The sequence below is a fragment of the Jannaschia faecimaris genome, assembly GCF_900107415.1.
Classification (GTDB): Bacteria; Pseudomonadota; Alphaproteobacteria; order Rhodobacterales; family Rhodobacteraceae; genus Jannaschia; species Jannaschia faecimaris.
This window is the reverse complement of record NZ_FNPX01000005.1, coordinates 212,856-235,624: the sequence shown is the minus strand read 5'-3', so window position 1 is coordinate 235,624 and position 22,769 is coordinate 212,856. Positions and strand designations below refer to the sequence as shown.

The following is a 22,769-nucleotide window of genomic DNA, read 5'->3' as shown; positions in this document are numbered from 1 at the left end:
TCGGGTTGGCGCGCCTCAACGACTCTTCGTTCTTGACTCAATCGAAGGGTGTAAAAATGCCATAGTGAGATTCCTAAGAATATGAATTTAAACAAAAAAAAGCCCGCCGAATGGCGGGCTCTCGAATCTCTTGACGTGTGGCCGTTAAATTTTGCAGCGCATCGAACGGCCATCGCGAGAATCGCGATGTGGAGGCATCTTAGCTGCCCATTGCCTTCACACGGGCCGCGAAGCGCGACATTTTGCGGGCGGCGGTATTCTTGTGGAAAACACCTTTGGTCACGCCGCGCATCAGTTCGGGTTGGGCTTCCGTAACGGCAGCCGCAGCGGCCGCCTGATCACCGGAAGCAATGGCTTCCTCGACTTTGCGCAGGAAAGTACGGATGCGCGAGCGACGCGCCTTGTTGACGGCGAATCGGCGCTCGTTCTGACGGGCGCGTTTCTTGGCTTGGGGCGAATTGGCCATTTGGGGTCCTATCGGTTCAGTTCGTATTTCGACTGCGTCCAAGAACCAGAACGACGGGAATCCCGTCGCGGCACAATTCCGGCCAGAGCGGGCCTCACACGCATGATGTCGCCGCTCTAGAGGGCGGCGTGATCAAGGTCAAGCACGGGACCAGCCCTCTACTTGTCTCGAAACTGGGGTTCGCGCTTTTCCACGAAGGCCTTCATGCCTTCGGTCTGGTCTTCCGTCGCGAATAGCGCGTTGAACATCCGCCGCTCGAAGAGCAAGCCCTCGGTCAGACCGACTTCCTGACTGCGATTTACCGCTTCCTTGACCGCTACGGCAGTGACCATCGACTTCTCGGCGATCTTGCCAGCAGCAGAAAGCGCTTCATCCATCAGCTTCTTCGCCGGTACCACGCGGGAGACAAGGCCCGAACGCTCCGCCTCGGCGGCATCCATGAATCGACCCGTCAGGTGCATGTCCATGGACTTGGCCTTGCCGACTGCACGCGTCAGACGCTGTGTGCCGCCGATGCCGGCGACCACGCCCAAGTTTATCTCGGGCTGGCCGAACTTGGCAGTGTCGGCGGCGATGATGAAATCGCACATCATTGCCAATTCGCATCCCCCTCCCAGGGCATAGCCTGCCACGGCTGCGATAATCGGTTTGCGCACCTTCAGAATGGCGTCGACCTCGGGGCCGAACAGGTCACCCATGAAAACGTCGATAAAGCTCTTCTCGGCCATCTCCGAGATGTCGGCCCCAGCGGCAAAGGCCTTTTCCGACCCGGTGATGACGATGCAGCGCACTTTCTCATTGTGCTGCGCAGCGCGCAGCGCCTTAGCCAGCTCCCCCAGCAGGGCGGAGTTCAGCGCGTTCAAAGCATCTGGTCGATCAAGCTTGATCAAGGCCACATGATTGCTGACGTCAACGTTCAGTGTCTCGTAACCCATAAAGTCGCTCCGAAGGTTTGTCGGCCATCAGGCCTGCCCCGTCATGAGATGCGTTTCAAGTCATCTCTGGCAAGTCGGGCAATGAAAGGTCGATCGCCCCGATTGGACGATACGCCTTATTTCCCCTGCGCAGCCGGGTGTCGGGCAAGGGTACCCCTCCCGGTCGTAGACGCGAAACCTGTGTTGAAAATAACCCAGATTTCCGTCTGTCTGCCGATGGTCCTGCAAGCTTGAGCCGCCTGCATCAATGGCTTCCGAAAGGACATCGCGAATGATCGGAACCAGCTTCGCCACCCGTGGGGCGGCGATTCGCCCGGCCTTGCGCGTGGGCGCGATACCGGCCCGGTGCAGGGCCTCATTAACGTAGATGTTACCCAGCCCCGCGATGATCCGTTGATCCAGCAGGGCCGTTTTCACCGGCGTGTTCTTGCCCCGGAAGGCGGTGATCAGGTGATCTTCGTTGAAGGCATTGCCCATCGGCTCCGGTCCCAGCTTGGCGATCAGCCAATGGTCTTCAAGGGCATCGCTCCGCGCCAAGTCCATCGCACCGAAACGGCGCGCGTCGTTGAAGGTCACACGGTGCCTGTCGGTCTCGAAGATCACATGATCATGTTGCGGCAGCCAGCCCGCGTCGCGATGAAAGCTGCCCAATTGCAGATCATCGACCACCATGCGCCCCGACATGCCCAGATGCATGATCAGCGTCTCGCCCGTGTCGAGGTGCAGCAGCAAGTATTTCGACCGCCGCCCCAATGCGCGGATCGTCGCACCCGTCAGCCGCTCGGCCATGCCCTCAGGGAAGGGCCAGCGCAGGTCGGGACGCCGCACATCAACACGGACAAGGCGCGCGCCTTCCAATGCGGGCGTCAGGCCGCGACGGACCGTTTCGACTTCGGGAAGTTCGGGCATGGGCGACCTTCATTGCAGGCAGGGGCGTCTGCCCTATACATCAGGTCCGACACATGAGGATCTGTTGATCATGACGCAAGAGACCGGACGCACCACACATTTCGGCTTTGAGACCGTCCCCGAGGAGGAAAAGGCCGGCCGCGTGCACGGCGTCTTCACCAATGTGGCGTCCAAGTACGATGTCATGAACGACGCGATGTCGCTGGGCATCCATCGCGTCTGGAAGGATGCGATGCTGGACTGGCTGGCACCGCGCCCCGGTCAGCGCCTGCTGGACGTGGCGGGCGGCACCGGCGATATCGCCTTCCGCTTTCTTAACCGTGCGCCAGGTGCGTCCGCCGTCGTCTGCGACATGACCGAAGGAATGCTGATCGCCGGGCGCCAGCGCGCCGAGGCCGAGAACATGGCTGATCGCCTCGACTGGGTGGTGGGCGACGCGATGGCCTTGCCGTTCGAGAGCGGCACCTTCGATACCTATACCATCAGTTTTGGCATCCGGAATGTCACCCGCATCCCCGATGCCCTGCGCGAGGCGTATCGCGTCCTTCGCCCTGGTGGGCGGCTGATGGTGCTGGAGTTCAGCCAGTTGCCCAATCCGATGATGCAGAAGGCCTACGACCTGTATTCCTTCAACGTGATCCCGCCCTTGGGGCAGGCCATCGCAGGCGACCGGGACTCCTACCAGTACCTCGTCGAATCGATCCGGCAGTTCCCCGACCAGGACCGCTTCGCCAGCATGATCGCCGACGCAGGCTTCGACAACGTGAAGTATCGAAATCTCTCTTTCGGCATTGCGGCCCTTCATTCGGGTTGGAAGATCTAAGGTGCGAGGCCCCCACAACATCTGGCGATTGATCCGTACCGGTGCCACGTTCGAAAAGACCGGGGCAATGGCCGTCGTCCTGGAACAGGTGGATGCCCCGGCCTCCCTGCGCGTGGCTGCTCGGGTGTTGGGATGGCCGTTCAAATGGCTTGGCTATTCCGGCGACCCGAAGTTGCCGCCCGTCACGCGCGCACTTACGGCACTGGGGCCGAGCTACATCAAGCTGGGTCAGATTCTGTCGACGCGCCCCGATTTCGTTGGCTCTGATCTCGCGCTGCAGTTGCGTATCCTGCAGGACAAGCTGCCGCCATTTCCGACGGCCGAGGCGCGCAAAATGGTCGAGCGAGACCTGGAAATGCCGATTGATCAGCTCTTCTCCGAGTTTTCGGAGCCTGTTGCCGCCGCTTCGATCGCTCAAGTGCATCAGGCGCGCCTCGTCGGCGACGCGCGCAAGGTCGCGGTTAAGGTTTTGCGCCCAGGCATCGCGCGCGCTTTCGCTCGCGACATTGATGCCTTCTATCTTGCTGCACGCCTGATCGAGCTCCTCTCGCCTTCCGCCCGTCGATTGCGCCCGATGGATGTTATCGCTCATTTCGACGCCACCGTTCAGCAGGAGCTGGACCTGCGCACCGAGGCCGCAGCCGCCGGTGAATTTCGTGCCAATACGACTCGCGACGACGGTTTTTCGGTTCCACAAATCGATTGGGCGTTGTCGGCACGGAACGTCATGACGTTGGAATGGGCCGAGGGAATCCAGATGGCCGACATTGATGGCATCGACGCGGCCGGGCACGACCGGACCGAATTGGCCAACCGAGTCATGCAGATGTTCCTGCGTCATGCCTTGCGTGACGGCTATTTTCACGCCGACATGCACCAGGGAAACCTGAAGGTCGCGCCGTCAGGTGATATCGTGGCCCTGGATTTCGGGATCATGGGACGGCTCGATGAATATACCCGGCGCGTCTATGCCGAGATACTGATGGGTTTCATCCGCAAGGACTACCGCCGCGTGGCGGAGGTGCATTTTGAGGCCGGCTATGTCCCTGCCGACCGGGATATCGATCAGTTCGCGCAAGCACTGCGCGCCGTGGGGGAGCCGATTTTCGGCATGGACGCGTCGCGCATCTCGATGGGGAGGTTGCTGGCTTATCTGTTCGAGGTGACGGAGCGGTTTGGCATGGAGACCCGGACAGAGCTGATCCTGTTGCAGCGCACAATGGTCGTTGTCGAAGGGGTCGCGCGAACGCTCAATCCGCACATGAACATCTGGCAGGCAGCCGGCCCCGAGGTCGAACGCTATATCCGTGAAAACCTTGGTCCCCGCGCCCTTGCTCGCGATCTTGCCAAGACGGCCCGTGTTATGGCGCGGTTTGGACCTCAACTTCCGCAAGCGGTTGAAGACGCATTGCGAGGTGTCGATCGGTCGCGGCACGAAACGCCGCGAGGGCCAGCGCTCCAACCCGTTCTGTGGATGGTGGGCGGCGGGGCCATCGTGGGCGCTGTCTGGGCTGCGATTTCGCTGCTCTAGGCGATGGGCCGCCGGACCGACTGAAGCGCGTCGGCAGGCAGCCGGACCAACCCGTCGAGGATCAGTTCCGCGCCGCCTGCGCCAAGGACGACCTCCGTGACACTTGCGTAATGGTCGACGGTGGTCGGTGTAAGTGACTGCGTTCCGGACCAACTCTCGACTTCCAGCAGGTATCCGCCGTTTGCGACCGTATCGCCCTGGCCGGCTGCGGGCCATCGAATGGTTTCCGCGTCGGGATTGATGGGATGGCGTGCCACTTCCGCGCCGGTCAGGTCGTAGACAACCAGCTCCGCGCGATCCGCTGTGGGGTGGATGAGGGTATGAAATTCGGTCGATCCGCCATCATGGGCGACGACTCCCGAATGACGCACCTCCATGCCGATCCAGTTCGACGCACCGCTGATCTGTTGTGTGTCCAGCCGCGCAATCATTGAGGTCAACAAATCGTTCGTCTTTACTGCCTGCTCCACGTTGGAGAACGTCGCGAGTTGAGCGGTGTATGCCGTTGAATCCGTCGGTTCCAAAGGGTCTTGATTCCGGATCTGCGCGGTTAGAAGGCGCAGAAAGGTTTCGAAGTCCGACGTCGGCGAAGCCGATGCGTCGTTTGCGGTATCTGCATTTGTTGTAGTTGCTGGTGCGGCAGTGCGGTGCGTGGCGGCTAAATCCATCGAATACTCCTAAAGGCTCAGGTCCAGCCGGCCATCAGGCATGCGGGTTTGATTGGTTGTCTGCTTTTGCGGTTGCTCCGGCGTGTTGTCGGCCCGTTCCTGCGCCATCGGGTGCTCGTTTTCCGTACGCTCGGTCCAGCCTGAACCGGCCTGCCGTCGATCACCCGGACCGATATCGACGCTGTCGAGGGTTATGCCCTCGGACATGAGCGCCCGGTGCAGGCCGTCAAGCTGGCGGCGCACCGTGTCGATCATTTCCGGCCGTTCGACCGTCACGACAAGATGCAGCCCACGCTCGCTGGTCTGAAGAACAAGCCGTAGTTTGCCTAATTCCGCGGGGGCGAGCTCGACCTCGGCAGTGCGTGATCCAGACGGACTGTTCATGCGCACCGGAGATGTGTCGTCTGGTGCCCCACTCATCGTCGCGATCCGTTCTGTCAGGGAAACCTGCAGGCGGGAAAGTGGGACCGGTCTGTCCACGAGTTCCTGCGGCAGGATCGACCCCGATTGGGCCAGTCCGGCGAGACGGTCCGAGGGACCGCGGGCCAAGTTGATCGTGCCGGCTTCCGATACGCCGGGTGCCTGCGGCGGCTCCGGCAATGACCGCAAGGTGACTTGCGAAGATGCGTCAGGCGCGCGTGCCGATCCCGCGGGCATTTCCGTGCTCTTCGTTCGGGCGGAACTCACTCGGCGGTTCGAGACTCCTTCTGCCTGCCCCCCGTCATCCAGACCTTGGGCTATGGGGCCTGTCCCATTGCGGAGGGTCGATGCGGCTCCGAGGCTCGGGGGGAAAGCGCTCGAGAGTGTCCGCGTGGCAGGGTCAGCGCGGCCTGATGATGTGAACCCGGCGGTTGCCAGTGCGGCAATTGGCACGGTCATCGATCGGTCGGCGGAACTGGACGCGTGGTGAGCGGGATGCTCTTCACCAACTTGTCCAGCACCGGGTTTGGCAGATCCAATAGGTGTCGCGGCAGCAGATTGCCCTTCGATCAATTTTCGGACCGCAACCTCTGCCCGGATTTCATCGCCCCTGTCGTCGCCTGACACTGATGTCGGACGATCCGCGCCTGCGCCCTGTTGCATATCGGTGAGCCCCGGCGTTGGCCCCGCAAGCGTGGGTCCGCTCGCAGTACGCGTCAATGCTTCGAACCCGTCGGTCGCGCGTGCACCCGTCTGCGACCTTGGAGAATGCTGATCAACGCCTTCGCGGATCTCGATGTCTGCCGCGTTCACCTTGCGCATCACGGCGCTATTGCTGGGTGCGGTCGTTTGGCCCTGAGGCACCATCTGCGCGATGGCGCGGTCGGAACCACTGGTTATATCTGCCTTCTGCAATGCGTGAAGCAGCCAACGCGGCAACGCGGTTTCCGTGCGTTCGACGGTTTCGCCCGGCTGAATCGTCTCGGTCATGGCCCTTTCCGTGGCCGTCTGCCCGTGTCGGGTAGAACGCGACTCCAAATGGAAGTCGCCGGCGAAGGTTGGCCTTGTGACCGACTCCGACCCTCTATCCAGCATCTCGGCAAGCCACGCCTGCAGGAGCTCCGGATCGACCGAAGGGTTTTCGCCGGTAAGGACCTCGTCGTCCGGCAGGCGAGCGGGCGCGACCTGCCGAGACCGGGCGTCCCCGACGTCTGTTGCAAGCCCACCCAGACCGAAGGGCGATCTTTCGGGCGCTGACGATCCGACCGAGGGGCCGATGGCGGGCATGAGAGGCGTCGGCATTGCAACTCCGGAGACGGGAATCGTCTGTTGTCCGATCATCTATCGCGCCAGTCTTACGAAATCCTTTACCAGCCTGTGGTTGAAGTGCGGCATCAACTTGCGATCATCCGGAGGTCTCATGGAAGCCATCACGTCAACTCTTGGCCGCACACCGCCGCCTTTGAAGGGTGATCCGACCGATACGCTTCGCACTCAGGCTCAGGCGCTGGAGGCATTCTTGTTTGCGGAAATGTTGCGCGTATCCGGCACCGGGGCACCGTCCCCGACGGGCGGTACCGAATCACAGTTCGACAGTTTTCTGCGACAGGCCCAAGCCGACAGTGTGGCTGCAAGCGGCCAGACGGGTCTGGCCGAAGCAATTTACCGCTCGATGTTGTCGCGTGCCGGGTTCAGCGGCAGCTGAACAATTGTTGGCGATACATCTCGGCACGCGTTTCGATCTCGCCAGAAATCCTCACGAGCCATGGCTTGGAGCGATAAGTCCCGCGCCGGAACCCTGTCCGCCCGTCGTGATAGGCCAAGTACTGGTTGCGCGCGTCTGACAAGGAAATGCCCAGGGAACGGTTCGTCTCGGCCATGTACCACCCCATGAAATCGGTGGCGTCGCGGATATTGTCGCGCCGGGTGCGGCGACCGCCTTCCCGCTGCTGATATTCCTTCCAGGTCGCGTCGAGAGCTTGGGAGTAGCCGAAGGCGCTGCTTTGACGACCCGTGGGGATTACACCCAGCGAGTACCGCAAAGGCGTTCGGGCATCCGAGATGAACTTCGATTCCTGATAGATCGTCGCCATCTGGACATGAACGGGAACGCCCCATTTGCGTTCCGCCGTACGGAACGCACGCAGGTAGCCCGGTCGCTGGGACAGGATCGAGCACGCATTATCGAGATCACTGGGCGCACGGCCCGACCCACCGCCGCTCCCCCCGCCGCACGCGGCCAGAAGTAGCAGACAGCCAATCTGCAAGAGTTTTTTCATTTTCACTGCCCGGTTTGTTTTTACCGATTTTTTTGACCCATAGCAGAGTTGACCCCATCCTGCCAATAACATCAGACGAAGAACGTCAGGTCTGAGGTGGGCAGCGGGGTTTCTTTCGCCCGTGGATCGCGATGCAGGTCAGCGGTGTGCGTACTCCGCCACGATGCTCGGCCCGCCTGCATCCATGCCCTGCATCCGAGAATCGAGCAGATTAGCCGAAGTCCGCCAGCGTCACGGTCAATCGTGCCGCGCAAGCCGAGTTGTTTTTGGACCCCAACCTGACCCATTGAGACCGGCAGCGGCCAAATAATCATGGTCCGACGCGAAGGACTGTCGTGCTTAGAGTCACACTCTGTTTCCACCGATTCGCGATTGGCCTGATTTACAAGTTGGGCGCCAAGGCGTTAGAAATGAGGTGCAGGAAAGGCAATTTATGCTGAAGACTCAGAGCAAATACGCATTGGGCGAAGTGGTTCGCCACAAGAAGCACCCGTTCCGAGGTGTTATTTTTGATGTTGATGCGGTCTTCTCGAACTCGGAGGAGTGGTATGATGCCATTCCGAAAGACAGTCGACCAAATCGCGACCAGCCCTTCTACCATTTGCTCGCCGAGAATGATGAAAGCTATTACGTGGCTTACGTTTCGGAGCAAAACCTTGTTCTTGATCGGTCCGGGGAGCCTGTGAGCCATCCGGATATTGGCGACCTGTTCGGGGCCTTCGATGGCCGCCAGTATCCGCTGCATTTCGATCTGAACTGATCGCGCGAGCGCGCGTATTTTAACGCGATCTTCACTCGTTCCCTACAGACTGCCGCCACTGCCCGCTTGGGCATGTGGCGGAGCGTTGGTGAGTATGGATGGATCAATCTCCGACACACTCTATCTGAATGAAAGGCGTCGCAGGCTGGCTGCGGAACGCACACTAGAGCACACTCGGCGAGAACTTGCGCAAGCGCATGCCGCACTCGTCGCCAATGCCGACCGGCTTAGTCGGCGCTACCTTTCGCAGCGGGAGTACAACCTCAAGCTGACGGAGCGGCAGCAGTCCGTGCTGCAGCAACGTAAGGACGCCGCCGATCTGGCGGATCGCGCGCGACGGAGGCTTTGGCATGCGTTGGAGGCGATGCGCGATGGCTTTGCGCTCTTCGATGGGCTGGGGCGTCTGATCGCGGCGAACAAGGTTTATCTGGATCTCTTCGATGCGGCGTCAGAGCTGGCTCCCGGATGTCATGCGACCGAGATATTTGGTCTGGCCGCCGAGGAGGGGGCCTTCAACATCGGTGATCTCAGCCCTGAGGAATGGGCCAGGCAACAGGTCGCCCGCTGGGACGAGGAGACTGTCCCCTCCTTCAACTTGAAACATTACGATGGCCGCGTTCTGCGCTTTCAGGATCGCCGGGTGCCCGATGGCGATATTGTTTCGCTGGTACTCGACATAACTGAACAGCGCGATAAGGAAGAGGCGCTGACCACAGCGCGGGACGAGGCCGAGCAGATGGCCCGCGCCAAAACCGAATTCCTTGCGCGGATGAGCCACGAAATCCAGACGCTGATGAACGGCATCATCGGCATCTCGCAAATTCTGACCCAGCAGGCCGAGGACGATGAGATGACTCTCTACGCCCGCACGATCCGCGACTCGGCCGAGGCGCTGCTGCTGATCGTGAACGACACGCTCGACGTGTCCAAGCTTGAGGCCAACTAGGTCGATTTGCGCTTGGCCCCGCTGGATCTGGAAGGGTTGCTGATCGACTGTATCCGGCTGGCTGCGGCGGCGGGGCATTCAAATTTTCAGGTAGGGCTTTGCTATCCGTTGGGCGCGCAGACCAGGTTCACGTCGGATGAAGGGCGTATCCGGCAGATCGTGACGAATCTTTTGGGAAATGCCCTGAAATTCACTGAGGAGGGTCATGTCATCGCCCATGCGGCAATCACCGTGGGTGGTGCGAAGGGCACCTGCCTGCATCTGACAATTGAAGACACGGGCCGTGGCGTTCCCTTGGACAAGGCCGAGCAGATATTCCAAGCCTTCGGCCAAGTGGGGGCCCCCGACAGTCCGGCACAAGAGGGTACGGGACTTGGCCTAACCATTTCCCGTGGCCTGGCGGAACGGATGGGCGGCAGTCTGAAGCTGGAGAAAAGCGACTCTGACGGTTCAAGCTTCGCTCTGAGGTTACCATCGCGGGCCGACGGCGCGCCTGCCGCCTTGCCCCCGCTGCCTGCGAACGTTGCCGTTGCGGATGCTCCGGGCCCGCAGGGCAATATCGTTGCCGATCGGCTGACCCAAGGCGGGGGTGCGCAGTGAGTCGGAACGTGACACCGGACAGCCCCATTATCCTGATTCCGCTGACGTTATCCCCCGAGGATCAAGTGCCCTTGCTCAGCCGGATCGGTCCGGCAGCGCATGTCGTCCTTCTGGGCCGTCGGGAGCAGGCAAATCCCGATTTGCGCGCCCGTGCAGCCGTCATTCTGCCGGTTTCGGTGGCGGGGGTCGACCTTGTCACGGCGCTGCAACTCAAAGAACCTGCCGCGATAGCATTGACCTCCATCCCCCGCCTTCTTGTGGCCGACGACAATGCGACAAACCGCCTTCTGCTAGGTCGCATGCTGCGGGATCAGCCTTACCAGGTCACTCTCGTATCCGACGGTGCCGAGGCGGTGGCGGCCTTTGCCGACCATCCCCACGACGCGGTGATTCTCGACATTTCGATGCCGTACGTCGATGGTTTTGAGGCCGCGCGACAGATCCGGGGCATCGAGGCCGAGCAGGGCCTTACGCGCGCGCCAAAGCTGGCGTTGACTGCGCATGTCGGCGAAGACATGGCCAGCCGGCTTGAGGCGGCGGGCTTCGCTGCCGTCCTGACCAAGCCTCTGCGTATGGAGGTGTTGACCCAGGCTCTGACCAAGGCCCTGGCTCGCGCCTAGGCCAGCGTTACCCGGTAGTGGCCTGTCACCTTCTTTCGACAATTGCTGATCGGTCCGTACGTCAACCGTTGCGCCACGGGTGCGGCAGCGTCCAGTGCGCCCAGGTGGACCAGCAATGCTGCGATCGTCGCCTCAGCCGCGCGGGTTCCGCCATCGACGATCTTCAGGGCAATGCCGCGGTTCAGTTCTGGCAGGATGGCGACGAACACCCCTTCGGCCCCAGTCTTGACTGCGACCTTTCCGCCCATCGCGCGCATCAGGTCGGTGCAGGCCCGCCCGTCACCCGCGACGAAGAACGACTCCTCGCCCATCGCGCGCGTCAGCTTGACCATCGCATCCTGCCGCGCGCCCTGACCTTCCCGCGCAGCGGCGAACAGGCCCATCGCGTGGCCCAGCCCGTCCAGACGCGTCGCGAAGTTCGGCGCGGAACAGCCGTCGATGCCGTATCTGGGACTTTCCATGCCGGTCACTTCCTCGAAGGCGCGACGTACGGCCAGTTGGACCGGGTGGTCCGGCTCGACGTATTCCGGCCCCGCTCCCAGATGTTTCGACAAGGTCAGGAAACCCGCGTGCTTGCCCGAGCAGTTGTTGTGCAACTGACAGGGTTTCTTGCCGGCCCGGATCAAGTCGGCCTTGGCGTCTTCGGAATAAGGCATGTGCGATCCGCAGCGCAGGTCCGCGTCCGACATTTCGATGTCGCGCAGCCAGGCGTCGACAGCGGACGTATGCTCCGTTTGGCCTTCGTGCGACGCACAGCAGAGCGCGAGTTGCGCGGTCGTCAAATGCGCCCCCGCGCCCGATTCCAGCAGCGGCAGGGCCTGCACCATCTTGCACGAGGATCGGGGGTAGATCATCGCCGACGGGTTTCCCCATGCCTCGATCACTTCGCCGGATTCGTCGCAAATGACGGCATGGCCCCGGTGTACAGATTCCACCATATCGCCTCGGATCACCTGAACCAGGTCGACTGCGCCTTCGTTCACCTGCGTCATGCGGGGCCTCCTGTTCTTGCCATGCGCGAAAAATTGCCGCCCGGGGTTTTCCAGCGGGCCATCGCTGCGCTATCATCGGTAAGCAGTATTTGGAACCGCGCGTCCGGGGATCTATAGTTCGGGTTAAACCGTGCAGCCGGGCCGTCGACAAGAGGCAGAGACATTGATGAAATTCAAGACGATTGCGTCCGTTCTGACGTCGGTCTTCGTGATCGGACTGTTGGCTCTTCCGGCCAGCGCGCAGGACAGCTCCAACCGGGTTAATACCGAGACGGATTGGTCCGTCTTCGTCGAGGACAATCCGACCCAGTGCTGGATCGTCAGCGCACCCAAATCCATTCGCAACATCCGCGGCGGCACCGAAGTCGAAGCGGTGCGAGGTGATATCCGCCTGTTCGTCAGCTACTGGCCCGGCGACGACAAGAAGGGGGAGGTGTCGGCGACCGGCGGCTATCCCTACGCCGACGGTTCCACCGTTACGATTCAGATCGGGTCCGACACCTTCGAGATGTTCACCGGCGGCGAACTTGCTTGGGCCGCGTCGCCCACTGATGACGCCCGGATCATCGCGTCGATGAAGCGTGGCGCGCAGGCGTTGGTTACCGGTCGCTCCTCTCGCGGCACTCGCACCGAGGATACGTTCAGCCTTCTTGGCTTTACTGCGGCCGTGACCGATGCCGAAAGCCGCTGTGGCGGTTGACCCGGCGGGGCATCTGCCCCCGTTTGTGATTTTGTTCGGGCGTCCCTATATGGGGACGCCCGAACCTTTTGGACATCGGCCTCGCCCGTTTCCCCGCTCAGGAGAGCTGCCATGAAAGCGCCCGTTACGCAGGACGTTCATACGATCCCGCGCAAGCTGCCTGAAGGCGGGAAAATCAACCTGATCGGGTTGACCCGAGATGCGCTGCGCGAGGCCCTGATCGCTATCGGCACGCCCGAGAAACAGGCCAAGATGCGGACCAATCAGCTGTGGCAATGGCTGTATCACTGGGGCGTTCGCGACTTTGCGTTGATGACCAACCTGGCCAAGGACTTCCGCGTGACCCTGGCGGAGCACTTCGTGATCGAACTGCCGGAGGTGGTGACACGACAGGTTTCCGAAGATGGGACCCGCAAATATCTCGTCCGCATCGCTGGCGGTCATGAGGTCGAGGTCGTCTATATCCCCGAAGACGGCCGCGGCACGCTGTGTGTATCCAGCCAGGTCGGCTGCACGTTGACCTGTTCTTTCTGTCACACCGGTACGCAGAAACTGGTCCGCAACCTGACCGCCGGAGAAATAATCGGTCAGGTCATGCTGGCCCGCGACGATCTGGGCGAGTGGCCCGAAAAAGGGGCGGCCAACGACCCGACGGGGCGCCTTCTGTCGAACATCGTGCTGATGGGCATGGGTGAGCCGCTCTACAATTTCGAGAACGTCCGGGATGCGATGAAGATCGCCATGGACGGCGAGGGGATTGCCCTTGGTCGCCGCCGGATCACTCTTTCCACCTCGGGTGTCGTTCCCGAAATCGCGCGCACCGCGCAAGAGATCGGCTGCCTGCTTGCCGTGTCGTTCCATGCGACCACCGACGCCGTGCGCGACGTTCTGGTCCCGATCAACAAGCGCTGGAATATAGCGACCCTGATGGACGCGCTGCGCGAGTACCCTAAGGTCTCGAACTCTGAACGGATCACGTTCGAATACGTGATGCTGCACGGCGTAAACGACAGCGACGAAGATGCGCACCGTCTTGTGGCCCTGTTGCAGGGTGTCCCGGCCAAGGTGAACCTGATCCCGTTCAACGAATGGCCCGGCGCGCCGTATACGCGCTCGTCGAACAATCGTATTCGGGCCTTCGCAACGATCCTGATGGAGGCAGGATATGCCTCACCGATCCGTACGCCACGCGGAGAGGATATCATGGCCGCCTGCGGTCAGCTCAAGTCCGCGACGGAGCGGTCCCGCAAATCGCGTGCGCAGATCGCCGCCGAGGCAGGCCTTTAGCGGTTTGCCTGCGCGACATGACAAGCGCGTCCCATGATTGCGCCGGATCACCGCGCCGTGACGTTCAGATCAAGTCCCAGATCAACCGCAAGGCCATCCCGGTTGATACGACCACCAGAAACGGCTTGATCAGTCGCGCGCCCCGGCCCACCGCCAGCCGCGCGCCCAGTTGCGCACCGACAACCTGCGACGCACCCATCGCCAGCCCCACGATCCACCATGGCTCGGCGATGACTGCGAAGGTCAGCAGCCCACCCAGGTTGGATGCCGCGTTTAACAATTTTGAATGCGCTGTCGCCTTGAGCACACCCTGACCGGCCAGCAGTATGAAGCCCAGCATATAGAAGCTGCCCGCGCCCGGTCCCAGCAAGCCATCGTAGAAGCCTACGAAGGGCACCAGCGTCGCCCCGAAAAGCAACGGAGCCATCCGCCGCGCCCGGTCGAGGTCGTCCAGCCCCGGCTTGAATGCGAAGAACAGCGCGATCCCGATTAGCAAGACAGGAAGGCCCAGCCGCAGCGTATCCACCGGCAGAAGCGTGACGCAGAGCGCCCCGCCGATCGACGCCAAGAACGACGCCATCGCCATGGGCCACTGCGTCCGCAGATCCACAAGGCCTTGCCGTGCGTAGGCCGCCGCGGCGGAGATGGGGGCAAAGATGCCCTGAACCTTGTTGGTGGCCAGAGCGGTAACCGGGTCCGCCCCAGCCAGGACGAGCGATGGCACGGTGATCAATCCGCCGCCGCCCGCGATGCTGTCGATGAACCCGGCGAGCAGCGCCGCGATCATCAGCAAGGCGAACAGGTCCCCTGCGATTTCAGGCATTGGCGAAGTCGTCGCGATGATACCCTTGCAGGTAGAGCAGCGCGGTCAGATCCCCGTGGTTCACTCGCAGCCCCGCCTCGGCCTGTACGGCAGGCTTCGCGTGCAGGGCCACGCCCATGCCCGCACGCGTCAACATGCCCAAGTCATTGGCCCCGTCGCCCACCGCGATCACGTCGGAGTCGGAAATGCCCATCACGGCGGCGAAATCCACCAGCGCGTCGACCTTTGCCTGCTTGCCCAGGATCGGAATTCCCGGCTCGCCCGTCAGCTTGCCATCCGCCACCAGCAGGGTGTTCGCCCGGTTCCAGTGGAAGCCCAACCGCCCGGCGATGGCGGCGGTGAAGGCCGTGAAACCGCCCGACACCAGCGCGGCCTTGGCTCCGTGACGCTTCATCGTCGTAAGCAGGACCGGCCCGCCGGGCATCAAGGTTATCCGCTCGGCCAGGACCTGCTCGATCACATCGGCATCCAGACCGGCCAGCAATCCGACCCGCTCGCGTAGCGCCCCCTCGAAGTCGATTTCCCCGTTCATCGCGCGCGCCGTAATGTCCGCGACCCGTTCACCGACGCCCGCTTCGGCGGCCAATTCGTCAATGCATTCCTGCTGGATCATGGTGCTGTCCATGTCGGCCAGCAGCAGGCGCTTGCGCCGACCCGACTGCGGCACAACATTCAGGTCCACGCCCATCGCATCCATTTCCGCGCGGGTCCGGTCCAACGTGTCCGGCAGGCGATCCATGTCGAACTCGGCGGCGACGTTGCGGTGCAGCCAGCGCGCTTCGCCGCCGCCCCAACCGTTGCGCAAGGCCTCGACCAGCGGTAGATCAACCAGAGGTGTCGCGGCGGCGCTGGACAGGACGACTGTGAACATTGCGTTTCCGATCGTGAACTTGGGCTGACGGTGCGCAGCCTTTTCCCGCGCATTAGCCCGATAATCCGTCTTGCGCGACCCCCGCGAGAGGAATAGCTGCGACGGCGGGACACCCTTCCCCAACGAAGGGCATTTATCTGCAAGGATAGTCATGACTGACTCGACTACACCGGCCGCGCGGCCGGAAAATCCGCGTTTTTCGTCCGGCCCCTGCGCCAAGCATCCGGGCTTCTCCCTCGACAAACTGGCCGACGCGCCGCTGGGTCGCTCGCATCGCGCGGCACCGGGCAAGGCCAAGCTGAAAGCGGCAATCGATCGCACGCGCGCCGTTCTAGGCGTGCCCGACGATTACCGTATCGGTATCGTGCCCGCCTCCGACACCGGTGCCTATGAATTGGCGATGTGGACGATGCTGGGGGCCCGCCCGGTGACCATGCTCGCCTGGGAGAGTTTTGGCGCGGGTTGGGTCACCGATGTGGTCAAGCAGCTGAAGCTCGATGCCGATGTGCGCACCGCCGAATATGGCACGCTGCCCGACCTGACCATCGCATCCGATCGCGACATTTGCTTCACTTGGAACGGGACGACCTCGGGCGTGCGTGTTCCGAATGCCGATTGGATTTTCGATGAGCGTACCGGCCTGACGCTGTGCGACGCGACCAGCGCCGCCTTCGCGATGGACCTGCCTTGGGACAAGCTCGATGTGACGACGTTCTCGTGGCAGAAAGTCCTTGGTGGCGAGGGTGCGCATGGCGTTATCATCCTCTCGCCCCGCGCGGTAGAGCGGCTGGAAACCTATACCCCGGCATGGCCCCTGCCCAAGATCTTCCGGCTGACCAAGGGCGGCAAGCTGATTGAAGGCATCTTCAAGGGCGAGACGATCAACACCCCGTCGATGATGGCGGTGGAGGACTACCTCGTCGCGCTCGACTGGGCAGAGGGTCTGGGCCTTGCCGGCTTGGTCGCCCGTGCCGATGCAAGCGCGCGGCATGTCTGGGATTTCTGCGCCACCCGCGATTGGATCGCGAACCTGGCCGAGGAGGAGCCGACGCGTTCGACCACCTCGGTCTGCCTGAAGTTCACCGAAGCGGGGTTGCCGGACGATTTCGCCAAGCGGGTCGCCAAGCGGCTGGATGCCGAGGGCGTGGCGTTCGACATCGCCAGCTATCGTGACGCGCCCGCGGGTCTGCGCATCTGGTGCGGCTCCACCGTCGAGCCTTCGGACGTGGCTGCCCTGATGCCCTGGATCGAATGGGCTTATGAGGCCGAGAAATCCGCCTGACCTTTTCCCTTCCTGATGCCTGAGACCGGGCACCCGACCCTGACAATTCAGCGGATATCCTCCGCCCCACGTGAAAGGACCATTTCAATGGCTCCCAAAGTTCTCATCTCCGACAGCCTGTCTGACGCCGCCGTCCAGATCTTCCGTGACCGCGGCATCGACGTCACTTTCGAACCCACGCTGGGCAAGGACAAGGATGCCCTGCTGGCCCGCATCGGCGAATTCGACGGTTTGGCGATCCGCTCGGCCACCAAGGTCACCGAAAAGCTGCTTGAAGGCGCAACAAATCTAAAGGTCGTGGGGCGCGCCGGTATCGGCACGGACAATGTCGACAAGGATGCGGCATCCAAGAAGGGTGTGATCGTAATGAACACGCCCTACGGCAACATGATCACGACGGCTGAACACGCAATCGCGATGATGTTCGCCGTCGCACGCCAGATCCCCGAGGCGAATGCTTCGACCCACTCGGGAAAATGGGAAAAATCCCGTTTCATGGGCGTGGAGCTTTCGGGCAAGACCCTTGGCGTCATCGGCGCGGGCAATATCGGCGGAATCGTTTGCGACCGTGCGCGCGGCTTGAAGATGAAAGTCGTCGCCTATGACCCTTTCCTGTCGGAGGAGCGGGCGACCAAGATGGGTATCGAAAAAGTCGAGCTGGACGAACTGCTCGCCCGCGCCGATTTCATCACGCTGCACGTCCCGTTGACGGACCAGACGCGCAACATCCTGTCTGCGGAAAACATTACCAAGCTCAAGTCGGGGGTGCGTATCGTCAATTGCGCCCGCGGCGGTTTGGTGGATGAAGCGGCCTTGGCCGAAGCGCTCAAATCCGGCCATGTCGCCGGTGCCGCCTTCGACGTGTTCGCGGTGGAGCCCGCGACCGATAGCCCCCTGTTCAACCTACCCAACGTCGTCGTGACGCCGCACTTGGGTGCTGCCACGACCGAGGCTCAGGAGAATGTCGCCCTTCAGATTGCCGAACAGATGTCGGATTACCTGCTGACGGGTGCCGTCACCAATGCGCTTAACATGCCGTCGGTGACCGCCGAGGAGGCCAAGGTGATGGGGCCCTGGGTCAAGGTTGCTGAGCATCTGGGAGCTTTTGTCGGCCAGATGACGGACGAGCCGATCAAGGCGATCGAGATCATCTACAACGGCTCCGTTGCCGCGATGAATCTCGACGCGCTCAACTGTTCGGCGATTGCGGGCGTGATGAAGGCCACGAACCCCGACGTCAACATGGTCTCGGCCCCCGTGGTCGCACGTGAACGCGGCGTGGAAATCTCCACCACGCGCCAGGACAAGACGGGGGCTTTCGACGGCTACATCAAGCTGGTCGTCAAGACTGAGCGGCGCGAACGCTCCATCGCGGGCACGGCCTTCTCCGATGGCAAGCCGCGTTTCATCCAGATCAAGGGCGTGAACATCGACGCGGAGGTTGGCGCACACATGCTGTATACCACGAACAAGGACGTGCCGGGCATCATCGGCACCTTGGGTCAGACGATGGGAGAGAACGGCGTGAACATCGCCAATTTCACCTTGGGCCGGTCTGATCGCGGACATGACGCCATCGCGTTGCTCTATCTTGACGATCAGCCGCCGCAGTCGGTTCTCGACAAGCTGAAGGCGACGGGCAAGTTCCAGAACGTCTCGCCGTTGCAGTTCAACGTCTGATATCGTGGGGATGCGCGCCGCAACGTCGGGCTTCCCCCTTTCCGTCTACATCTCGTATTAGTGCCGGAGGGGGCCGGGGGCTGACCCCCGGTCCTATCCAGCCCTCGCAAATGGGGGGCACTTATGTCCGACATCGTCATTCTTTCCGGCACACGCACCGCCATCGGTACCTTCGGTGGCAGCTTGGCGGCAACCTCGCCGATCGATCTTGCCGCGACCGTGGTAACGGCGGCGCTCGAACGCGCTGGCGTTGACTCAGCGCAGATTGGTCACACGGTCTTTGGGCATGTGATCAACACCGAGCCGCGCGACATGTACCTGTCGCGCGTCGCTGCGATGCAGGCGGGAGTCTCGGAAACGACGCCGGCCATGAACGTAAACCGGCTCTGCGGTTCCGGCGTGCAGGCCATCGTGTCGGGTGCGCAGGCCCTGATGCTGGGTGACGCGGATTTCGCACTGGTCGGTGGGGCTGAGAACATGTCCCGCGCGCCCTATATTCTGCCGGACGCGCGCTGGGGCGCGAAGATGGGCGACGTGCGGGGTCTAGATATGATGCTGGGCGCGCTCAACTGCCCTTTCGGGACCGGCCATATGGGCGTCACCGCCGAGAATGTCGCCGCCGAACATGGGATCAGCCGCGCGGATCAGGACGCTTTCGCCCTGACCTCGCAGGAACGGGCCGCCGCCGCCATTAAGGCCGGGCATTTCGCGAATGAGATCACCCCCGTCATGGTCAAGCAAAAGCGCGAGATGGTTGTTTTCGAAGTCGACGAGCACCCCAAGGTCACCACCTCCGAGGCGTTGTCCGGGCTGCGCACGGTCTTCCAGAAAGACGGGACCGTGACCGCCGGAAACGCGTCGGGCATCAATGACGGGGCGGCGGCACTCGTCCTGGCGCGCGCCGATGCGGCCGACGCGGCGGGGCTGAGACCCCGCGCACGCATCATCGGATATGCCCATGCAGGCGTGCGTCCCGAGGTGATGGGCATCGGGCCGGTTCCGGCCGTGCGCACCCTGTTGGCAAGGACGGGTCTGACCGTTGCCGACTTCGACGTTGTCGAGTCAAACGAGGCCTTTGCGTCTCAAGCGCTTGCCGTCACGCAGGAGCTGGGCCTCGACCCAGCCCGCGTAAACCCGAACGGCGGGGCCATCGCGCTGGGTCACCCGGTCGGGGCGACGGGCGCGATCATCACCGTGAAAGCCTTGCACGAACTAGAACGGACCGGCGGCATGCGCGCGCTGATCACGATGTGCATCGGCGGCGGACAGGGCATCGCCTTGGCGATTGAGCGGCTTTAGGGCAGGGGCGACCCCGCCCGACGCTCAATACCCCAGGGCGCAACCGTCCTTCCGCGCGTCAGACGCACCTTCCAGGTATCCGCTCTCGTCGATCCGTATCGCTTGCGCCCCGCCGATGGGGCCGTCGGGCACCACGACCGCGTGCCCCATCGCGTAAAGTTCGGCCCGCACGGTGTCGGAATATCCGCGTTCCACTTTCATCACGCCGTTGTCGGAGAACGCGCGGGGCGCGTCGATGGATGTCTGCGCGTCCATCCCGAAATCGACCATGTTCGACAGGAAACGCGCGTGGCCGTTGGGCTGGTAGGCACCGCCCATCACGCCGAAAGGCATCGTGACCCGGCCGTTTTCGCGCAGCATGCCGGGGATGATCGTGTGCATAGGACGCTTACCCGGCCCCATCTCGTTCGGGTGCCAGCGATCAAGTGTGAAGCCCGCGCCGCGGTTCTGCATCAAAATGCCGAACTTGTCCGACGCGATGCCCGAGCCGAAATTATTGAAGATCGAATAGATGAGCGATACGGCCATCCGGTCACGGTCGACGACGGTGATATAGATCGTATCCTTGTGGACCGATTCGGTGAGCGACGCGGCGGCACCCATCGCGCGTTTCGGGTTGATCAGGGCCGCCAGTTTCTCGGCGGTGCCCATGTCGAGCATATGGGCCAGTCGCGCCGTATGGTCCGGGTCGGCCAGCAGACGATTCCGGGCGTCATAGGCAAGCTTCGCGGCCTCGGCCTCGATATGCGCGCGTTTCGCACCGAAGGGATCCAACGCGGCGATGTCGAAATGCGACAGGATATTTGTCATCAGGATCGCAGTCGCGCCCTGACCGTTGGGCGGATGCTCGACCAGTTCGGTCCCTTTGTAGGTCCCGCTGATCGGGTCGGTCCAATCGCAGGCGGTCGCGGCGAAATCCGCCTCGGTGTGGACGCCGCCCGCAGCTTGCAACGTGGCGACCATGTCCGCCGCCACCTCGCCTTCGTAAAATCCAGCGCGTCCTTTGTCGGCGATACGGCGCAGCACCTCCGCCTGTCCGGGTAGCGCGAATTGGTGCCCTATGCCGGGGGGATTCCCGCCGACCAAGTAGGTATCGCGCGCGGAGCCCTGGAGCATGTCGGTTGATTCGGACCAGTCGAAAGCCACGCGAGGGGCAACGGGAACGCCGGTCTCGAAATAACGAATTACGGGCCCGAGCGTGTCGGCCAGTCCCAACTTCCCGTGGGTGTCCGAAAGGGCGCAGAATGCATCGACCGCACCCGGCACGGTAACCGAATGCGGCGACGTAGGTGGAACTGCCTTCAGACCCTGCGCCCTCAGTTTCTGCGCAGATGCCGCCGCCGGAGCCCGACCGGAACCGTTTAGTGCGAGTATGTCATCCGAGCCGGCGGGCTTCATAAGGACGAAGGCATCGCCACCCAGGCCGGTCATCTGTGGTTCGCACAGGCCGAGCAAGACCGCCCCGGCGATCGCGGCATCCACCGCGTTTCCGCCGCGTGCCAGAGTGTCGAGCGCGACTTTCACGCCCAAGGGATGTGATGTGGCGCACATGCCCTCGGTGGCCAGAACCGGTGACCGTCCGGGAAGTTGAAAATCGCGCATTCGGATACCTCGGCAGTTTCTCGCGCGGACCGTAATGTGCTGTTTGCGCGGTGCCAACGGCGATCGACGCGAAAGAGGTTGCTTGCAGGAAACTCAAGGGTCGGAGCGTAAAGGCTTGGTGGCTGTCGATCGGCCCCGAGGACGACCGGGCATCGCAAGGTTAGGAAATTGGCTCTTTCCCGTACCGGGTCGTGAAGACACGCGGCGGAGGCAGTGCAATATCTTGCGACCGCGATGACAGCCCTGGTGTACAATGCCGCTTCGTGACGGACTTATGCCATTGGCCCGCCTCTAGTGGGATCGGCCATTGGTTTCCGTCCTTGCGCCGAAGCGCCGCTTCAACCTGACTTCAGGCCGCCACGAAGGAGAAGCTCAGACGGTTCCTGCCATCGTGACGCTCGTAGACCATATCGTCGACCAGCGCGTGGATGATGAACCATCCGAATCCACTTTCCGGCAGGTCTTCAACCGTGCTGCCCATGTCCGGAAGGCTGACCGCGCCGAGTAGCTTGGACGGCAAGGCCAGACCGGCATCTTCGGTCTGAACGTGCACCCGTCCGGCGACCTGCGTCACTTCCAGCAGGATCGGGCTGTCGTGATTGGAAAGCGCATGTTCTACGATATTGTTGAGTACTTCTCCTAGAACCAGCGTGACCCTGTCGCCGAGCGTGTCGTTGAGCCCCCGCTCTCCAAATGTCCCACGAAGGGCAGTCAATTGCTTGCTGATTTCGGCAGGCTTGGCCGGGAAGGACGTTCGGACGATGCCGCTTGTCTGGGCTTCAATTGCGGTAGGGGCCATCATGCCGCGTCCTGCCCATCAGCGTGAGCGATGGAAAAATCGGCGTTGTCGGTCTGCAGATCGTTCAATGACGCATGCAGGACGAAAACGCTGTCCATGCGTGTGAGTGTCAGGACCTTGCGAACGGCATCGCCGCAACTGGCGAGTTCAAGGCGACGACCGCCATCGAGCATTTTCATGATCGCGACGAGCGTTCCGAGACCGCTGCTATCCAGAAACTCGACTTTTCGCAGGTCCAGAACGACCCGGCCAGTCTCGTTTTGGATAACCTGGCGAGCCTGTTCCTTGAACGCCATCGAGATCGCGGCGTCGATGCGCGGAACCTGAACGTTGAGAACGACAATGCTGCCGTTCGGGCGATGGGTGGTTAACATGAAGCCTCCGGGCCGAAGAATACGAGGGATGTGATTGTCCGTATCGTGCGCCTGTCGTGTTGCATGGTGCGGCTGGTGTCCCGCGTCCTTGGCTGGCAGGTTA

Annotated in this window: 24 protein-coding genes and 1 pseudogene; 12 read left to right on the top strand and 13 right to left on the bottom strand. The window is 62.3% G+C overall.

The features are described 5' to 3' along the window. Positions 1 to 199: 199 nt before the first annotated feature. The 3 genes from rpsT to mutM form a co-directional block, all read right to left on the bottom strand. Complete coding sequence (rpsT, locus tag BLV27_RS08375) at positions 200 to 466, bottom strand: 30S ribosomal protein S20 (RefSeq protein WP_092644825.1); 267 nt, start codon at positions 464 to 466, stop codon at positions 200 to 202. A 158-nt stretch (positions 467 to 624) separates the two neighbouring features. Continuing rightward, the gene (locus tag BLV27_RS08370; RefSeq protein ID WP_092644823.1) at positions 625 to 1,401 is read right to left on the bottom strand and encodes an enoyl-CoA hydratase; all 777 of its coding nucleotides are present in this window, start codon (positions 1,399 to 1,401) and stop codon (positions 625 to 627) included. Between the two features lie 60 nt (positions 1,402 to 1,461). Then, positions 1,462 to 2,310, bottom strand: coding sequence for a bifunctional DNA-formamidopyrimidine glycosylase/DNA-(apurinic or apyrimidinic site) lyase (gene mutM, locus BLV27_RS08365; protein ID WP_092644820.1), 849 nt, complete (start codon positions 2,308 to 2,310; stop codon positions 1,462 to 1,464). 70 nt (positions 2,311 to 2,380) lie between these two features. Here mutM and ubiE point away from each other — a divergent pair, with 70 nt between their 5' ends. Continuing rightward, positions 2,381 to 3,133 carry a bifunctional demethylmenaquinone methyltransferase/2-methoxy-6-polyprenyl-1,4-benzoquinol methylase UbiE gene (gene ubiE, locus BLV27_RS08360; protein WP_092644905.1) on the top strand — a complete coding sequence of 251 codons (753 nt, stop codon included), beginning with the start codon at positions 2,381 to 2,383 and terminating at the stop codon, positions 3,131 to 3,133. A gap of 1 nt (position 3,134) precedes the next feature. After that, positions 3,135 to 4,664, top strand: coding sequence for a 2-polyprenylphenol 6-hydroxylase (gene ubiB, locus BLV27_RS08355; RefSeq protein WP_092644818.1), 1,530 nt, complete (start codon positions 3,135 to 3,137; stop codon positions 4,662 to 4,664). Here the strand turns inward: ubiB and BLV27_RS08350 are convergent. From BLV27_RS08350 to BLV27_RS08345, 3 genes and pseudogenes are all read right to left on the bottom strand, one after another. Next, positions 4,661 to 5,104: a flagellar hook assembly protein FlgD gene (locus BLV27_RS08350; protein ID WP_244504586.1), complete on the bottom strand. Its 444-nt coding sequence runs from the start codon at positions 5,102 to 5,104 to the stop codon at positions 4,661 to 4,663. The two genes, ubiB and BLV27_RS08350, sit on opposite strands and share 4 nt — an antisense overlap. Before the next feature lie 3 nt (positions 5,105 to 5,107). Next, positions 5,108 to 5,332 (bottom strand): annotated as a pseudogene (locus BLV27_RS20195) (flagellar hook capping FlgD N-terminal domain-containing protein); the annotation flags it as partial. Positions 5,333 to 5,341: 9 nt separating this feature from the next. Continuing rightward, entirely contained in the window at positions 5,342 to 7,054 is a 1,713-nt protein-coding gene (locus tag BLV27_RS08345; protein ID WP_170831392.1) for a flagellar hook-length control protein FliK, read from the bottom strand. A gap of 118 nt (positions 7,055 to 7,172) precedes the next feature. Between BLV27_RS08345 and BLV27_RS08340 the strand changes: the two genes are divergently transcribed. Next, positions 7,173 to 7,457: a rod-binding protein gene (locus tag BLV27_RS08340; protein WP_139176573.1), complete on the top strand. Its 285-nt coding sequence runs from the start codon at positions 7,173 to 7,175 to the stop codon at positions 7,455 to 7,457. On the opposite strand, the gene BLV27_RS08335 is transcribed toward BLV27_RS08340, so the two are convergent. After that, complete coding sequence (locus BLV27_RS08335) at positions 7,444 to 8,031, bottom strand: transglycosylase SLT domain-containing protein (protein ID WP_092644812.1); 588 nt, start codon at positions 8,029 to 8,031, stop codon at positions 7,444 to 7,446. The genes BLV27_RS08340 and BLV27_RS08335 overlap by 14 nt on opposite strands. A gap of 433 nt (positions 8,032 to 8,464) precedes the next feature. Here BLV27_RS08335 and hspQ point away from each other — a divergent pair, with 433 nt between their 5' ends. The 4 genes from hspQ to BLV27_RS08315 all read left to right on the top strand — a co-directional run bounded on the left by hspQ (position 8,465) and on the right by BLV27_RS08315 (position 10,957). After that, positions 8,465 to 8,791 (top strand): heat shock protein HspQ, encoded by a 327-nt coding sequence (hspQ, locus tag BLV27_RS08330; RefSeq protein WP_092644810.1) that lies wholly within the window; start codon positions 8,465 to 8,467, stop codon positions 8,789 to 8,791. Between the two features lie 94 nt (positions 8,792 to 8,885). Next, positions 8,886 to 9,737 carry a sensor histidine kinase gene (locus tag BLV27_RS08325; RefSeq protein ID WP_092644808.1) on the top strand — a complete coding sequence of 284 codons (852 nt, stop codon included), beginning with the start codon at positions 8,886 to 8,888 and terminating at the stop codon, positions 9,735 to 9,737. 6 nt (positions 9,738 to 9,743) lie between these two features. After that, positions 9,744 to 10,337, top strand: coding sequence for an ATP-binding protein (locus BLV27_RS08320; RefSeq protein WP_092644806.1), 594 nt, complete (start codon positions 9,744 to 9,746; stop codon positions 10,335 to 10,337). An 8-nt stretch (positions 10,338 to 10,345) separates the two neighbouring features. After that, complete coding sequence (locus BLV27_RS08315; RefSeq protein WP_139176572.1) at positions 10,346 to 10,957, top strand: response regulator; 612 nt, start codon at positions 10,346 to 10,348, stop codon at positions 10,955 to 10,957. On the opposite strand, the gene BLV27_RS08310 is transcribed toward BLV27_RS08315, so the two are convergent. Continuing rightward, positions 10,954 to 11,949, bottom strand: a complete 996-nt coding sequence (locus BLV27_RS08310; RefSeq protein ID WP_092644802.1) for an asparaginase — start codon at positions 11,947 to 11,949, stop codon at positions 10,954 to 10,956. The two genes, BLV27_RS08315 and BLV27_RS08310, sit on opposite strands and share 4 nt — an antisense overlap. Positions 11,950 to 12,115: 166 nt before the next feature. Here BLV27_RS08310 and BLV27_RS08305 point away from each other — a divergent pair, with 166 nt between their 5' ends. Both BLV27_RS08305 and rlmN read left to right on the top strand, forming a co-directional pair. After that, complete coding sequence (locus BLV27_RS08305) at positions 12,116 to 12,649, top strand: invasion associated locus B family protein (protein ID WP_092644800.1); 534 nt, start codon at positions 12,116 to 12,118, stop codon at positions 12,647 to 12,649. A 111-nt stretch (positions 12,650 to 12,760) separates the two neighbouring features. Beyond that, positions 12,761 to 13,936 (top strand): dual-specificity RNA methyltransferase RlmN, encoded by a 1,176-nt coding sequence (gene rlmN / locus BLV27_RS08300; RefSeq protein ID WP_092644798.1) that lies wholly within the window; start codon positions 12,761 to 12,763, stop codon positions 13,934 to 13,936. 64 nt (positions 13,937 to 14,000) lie between these two features. Here the strand turns inward: rlmN and BLV27_RS08295 are convergent, their stop codons facing one another. Both BLV27_RS08295 and serB read right to left on the bottom strand, forming a co-directional pair. Beyond that, on the bottom strand, positions 14,001 to 14,759 hold the full coding sequence (locus BLV27_RS08295) for a TSUP family transporter (RefSeq protein WP_092644796.1): 759 nt from the start codon (positions 14,757 to 14,759) through the stop codon (positions 14,001 to 14,003). Continuing rightward, complete coding sequence (serB, locus tag BLV27_RS08290; protein ID WP_092644794.1) at positions 14,752 to 15,630, bottom strand: phosphoserine phosphatase SerB; 879 nt, start codon at positions 15,628 to 15,630, stop codon at positions 14,752 to 14,754. The genes BLV27_RS08295 and serB overlap by 8 nt, the downstream gene beginning before the upstream one ends. A 151-nt stretch (positions 15,631 to 15,781) precedes the next feature. On the opposite strand from serB, the gene BLV27_RS08285 reads away from it, so the two are divergent. The 3 genes from BLV27_RS08285 (at position 15,782) to BLV27_RS08275 (ending at position 19,891) form a co-directional block, all read left to right on the top strand. After that, a complete protein-coding gene (locus BLV27_RS08285; protein WP_092644792.1) occupies positions 15,782 to 16,912 on the top strand; it encodes a phosphoserine transaminase in 1,131 nt (376 codons plus the stop codon). Between the two features lie 87 nt (positions 16,913 to 16,999). Continuing rightward, positions 17,000 to 18,592, top strand: coding sequence for a phosphoglycerate dehydrogenase (gene serA, locus BLV27_RS08280; protein WP_092644790.1), 1,593 nt, complete (start codon positions 17,000 to 17,002; stop codon positions 18,590 to 18,592). 123 nt (positions 18,593 to 18,715) lie between these two features. Next, positions 18,716 to 19,891 (top strand): acetyl-CoA C-acyltransferase family protein, encoded by a 1,176-nt coding sequence (locus BLV27_RS08275; protein WP_092644788.1) that lies wholly within the window; start codon positions 18,716 to 18,718, stop codon positions 19,889 to 19,891. 24 nt (positions 19,892 to 19,915) lie between these two features. Here the strand turns inward: BLV27_RS08275 and BLV27_RS08270 are convergent, their stop codons facing one another. The 3 genes from BLV27_RS08270 to BLV27_RS08260 form a co-directional block, all read right to left on the bottom strand. Next, on the bottom strand, positions 19,916 to 21,493 hold the full coding sequence (locus tag BLV27_RS08270; RefSeq protein ID WP_092644786.1) for a gamma-glutamyltransferase family protein: 1,578 nt from the start codon (positions 21,491 to 21,493) through the stop codon (positions 19,916 to 19,918). Between the two features lie 349 nt (positions 21,494 to 21,842). Next, complete coding sequence (locus BLV27_RS08265) at positions 21,843 to 22,292, bottom strand: ATP-binding protein (RefSeq protein WP_170831391.1); 450 nt, start codon at positions 22,290 to 22,292, stop codon at positions 21,843 to 21,845. Next, a complete protein-coding gene (locus tag BLV27_RS08260) occupies positions 22,292 to 22,666 on the bottom strand; it encodes an STAS domain-containing protein (RefSeq protein WP_092644782.1) in 375 nt (124 codons plus the stop codon). Before BLV27_RS08260 ends, BLV27_RS08265 begins: the two co-directional genes overlap by 1 nt. Between the last annotated feature and the right edge of the window lie 103 nt (positions 22,667 to 22,769).

What these genes read in the sequence shown, in the direction of transcription:
- BLV27_RS08295 (WP_092644796.1), bottom strand. Translation starts at nt 14,759, where the DNA reads ATGCCTGAAATCGCAGGGGACCTGTTCGCCTTGCTGATGATCGCGGCG.
- BLV27_RS08260 (WP_092644782.1), bottom strand. Translation starts at nt 22,666, where the DNA reads ATGTTAACCACCCATCGCCCGAACGGCAGCATTGTCGTTCTCAACGTT.
- BLV27_RS08345 (WP_170831392.1), bottom strand. Translation starts at nt 7,054, where the DNA reads ATGCCGACGCCTCTCATGCCCGCCATCGGCCCCTCGGTCGGATCGTCA.
- serA (WP_092644790.1), top strand. Translation starts at nt 17,000, where the DNA reads ATGGCTCCCAAAGTTCTCATCTCCGACAGCCTGTCTGACGCCGCCGTC.
- BLV27_RS08305 (WP_092644800.1), top strand. Translation starts at nt 12,116, where the DNA reads ATGAAATTCAAGACGATTGCGTCCGTTCTGACGTCGGTCTTCGTGATC.
- BLV27_RS08275 (WP_092644788.1), top strand. Translation starts at nt 18,716, where the DNA reads ATGTCCGACATCGTCATTCTTTCCGGCACACGCACCGCCATCGGTACC.
- mutM (WP_092644820.1), bottom strand. Translation starts at nt 2,310, where the DNA reads ATGCCCGAACTTCCCGAAGTCGAAACGGTCCGTCGCGGCCTGACGCCC.
- serB (WP_092644794.1), bottom strand. Translation starts at nt 15,630, where the DNA reads ATGTTCACAGTCGTCCTGTCCAGCGCCGCCGCGACACCTCTGGTTGAT.
- BLV27_RS08285 (WP_092644792.1), top strand. Translation starts at nt 15,782, where the DNA reads ATGACTGACTCGACTACACCGGCCGCGCGGCCGGAAAATCCGCGTTTT.
- hspQ (WP_092644810.1), top strand. Translation starts at nt 8,465, where the DNA reads ATGCTGAAGACTCAGAGCAAATACGCATTGGGCGAAGTGGTTCGCCAC.
- BLV27_RS08340 (WP_139176573.1), top strand. Translation starts at nt 7,173, where the DNA reads ATGGAAGCCATCACGTCAACTCTTGGCCGCACACCGCCGCCTTTGAAG.
- rlmN (WP_092644798.1), top strand. Translation starts at nt 12,761, where the DNA reads ATGAAAGCGCCCGTTACGCAGGACGTTCATACGATCCCGCGCAAGCTG.
- BLV27_RS08370 (WP_092644823.1), bottom strand. Translation starts at nt 1,401, where the DNA reads ATGGGTTACGAGACACTGAACGTTGACGTCAGCAATCATGTGGCCTTG.
- ubiE (WP_092644905.1), top strand. Translation starts at nt 2,381, where the DNA reads ATGACGCAAGAGACCGGACGCACCACACATTTCGGCTTTGAGACCGTC.
- BLV27_RS08265 (WP_170831391.1), bottom strand. Translation starts at nt 22,292, where the DNA reads ATGGCCCCTACCGCAATTGAAGCCCAGACAAGCGGCATCGTCCGAACG.
- rpsT (WP_092644825.1), bottom strand. Translation starts at nt 466, where the DNA reads ATGGCCAATTCGCCCCAAGCCAAGAAACGCGCCCGTCAGAACGAGCGC.
- BLV27_RS08325 (WP_092644808.1), top strand. Translation starts at nt 8,886, where the DNA reads ATGGATGGATCAATCTCCGACACACTCTATCTGAATGAAAGGCGTCGC.
- BLV27_RS08270 (WP_092644786.1), bottom strand. Translation starts at nt 21,493, where the DNA reads ATGCGCGATTTTCAACTTCCCGGACGGTCACCGGTTCTGGCCACCGAG.
- BLV27_RS08310 (WP_092644802.1), bottom strand. Translation starts at nt 11,949, where the DNA reads ATGACGCAGGTGAACGAAGGCGCAGTCGACCTGGTTCAGGTGATCCGA.
- BLV27_RS08335 (WP_092644812.1), bottom strand. Translation starts at nt 8,031, where the DNA reads ATGAAAAAACTCTTGCAGATTGGCTGTCTGCTACTTCTGGCCGCGTGC.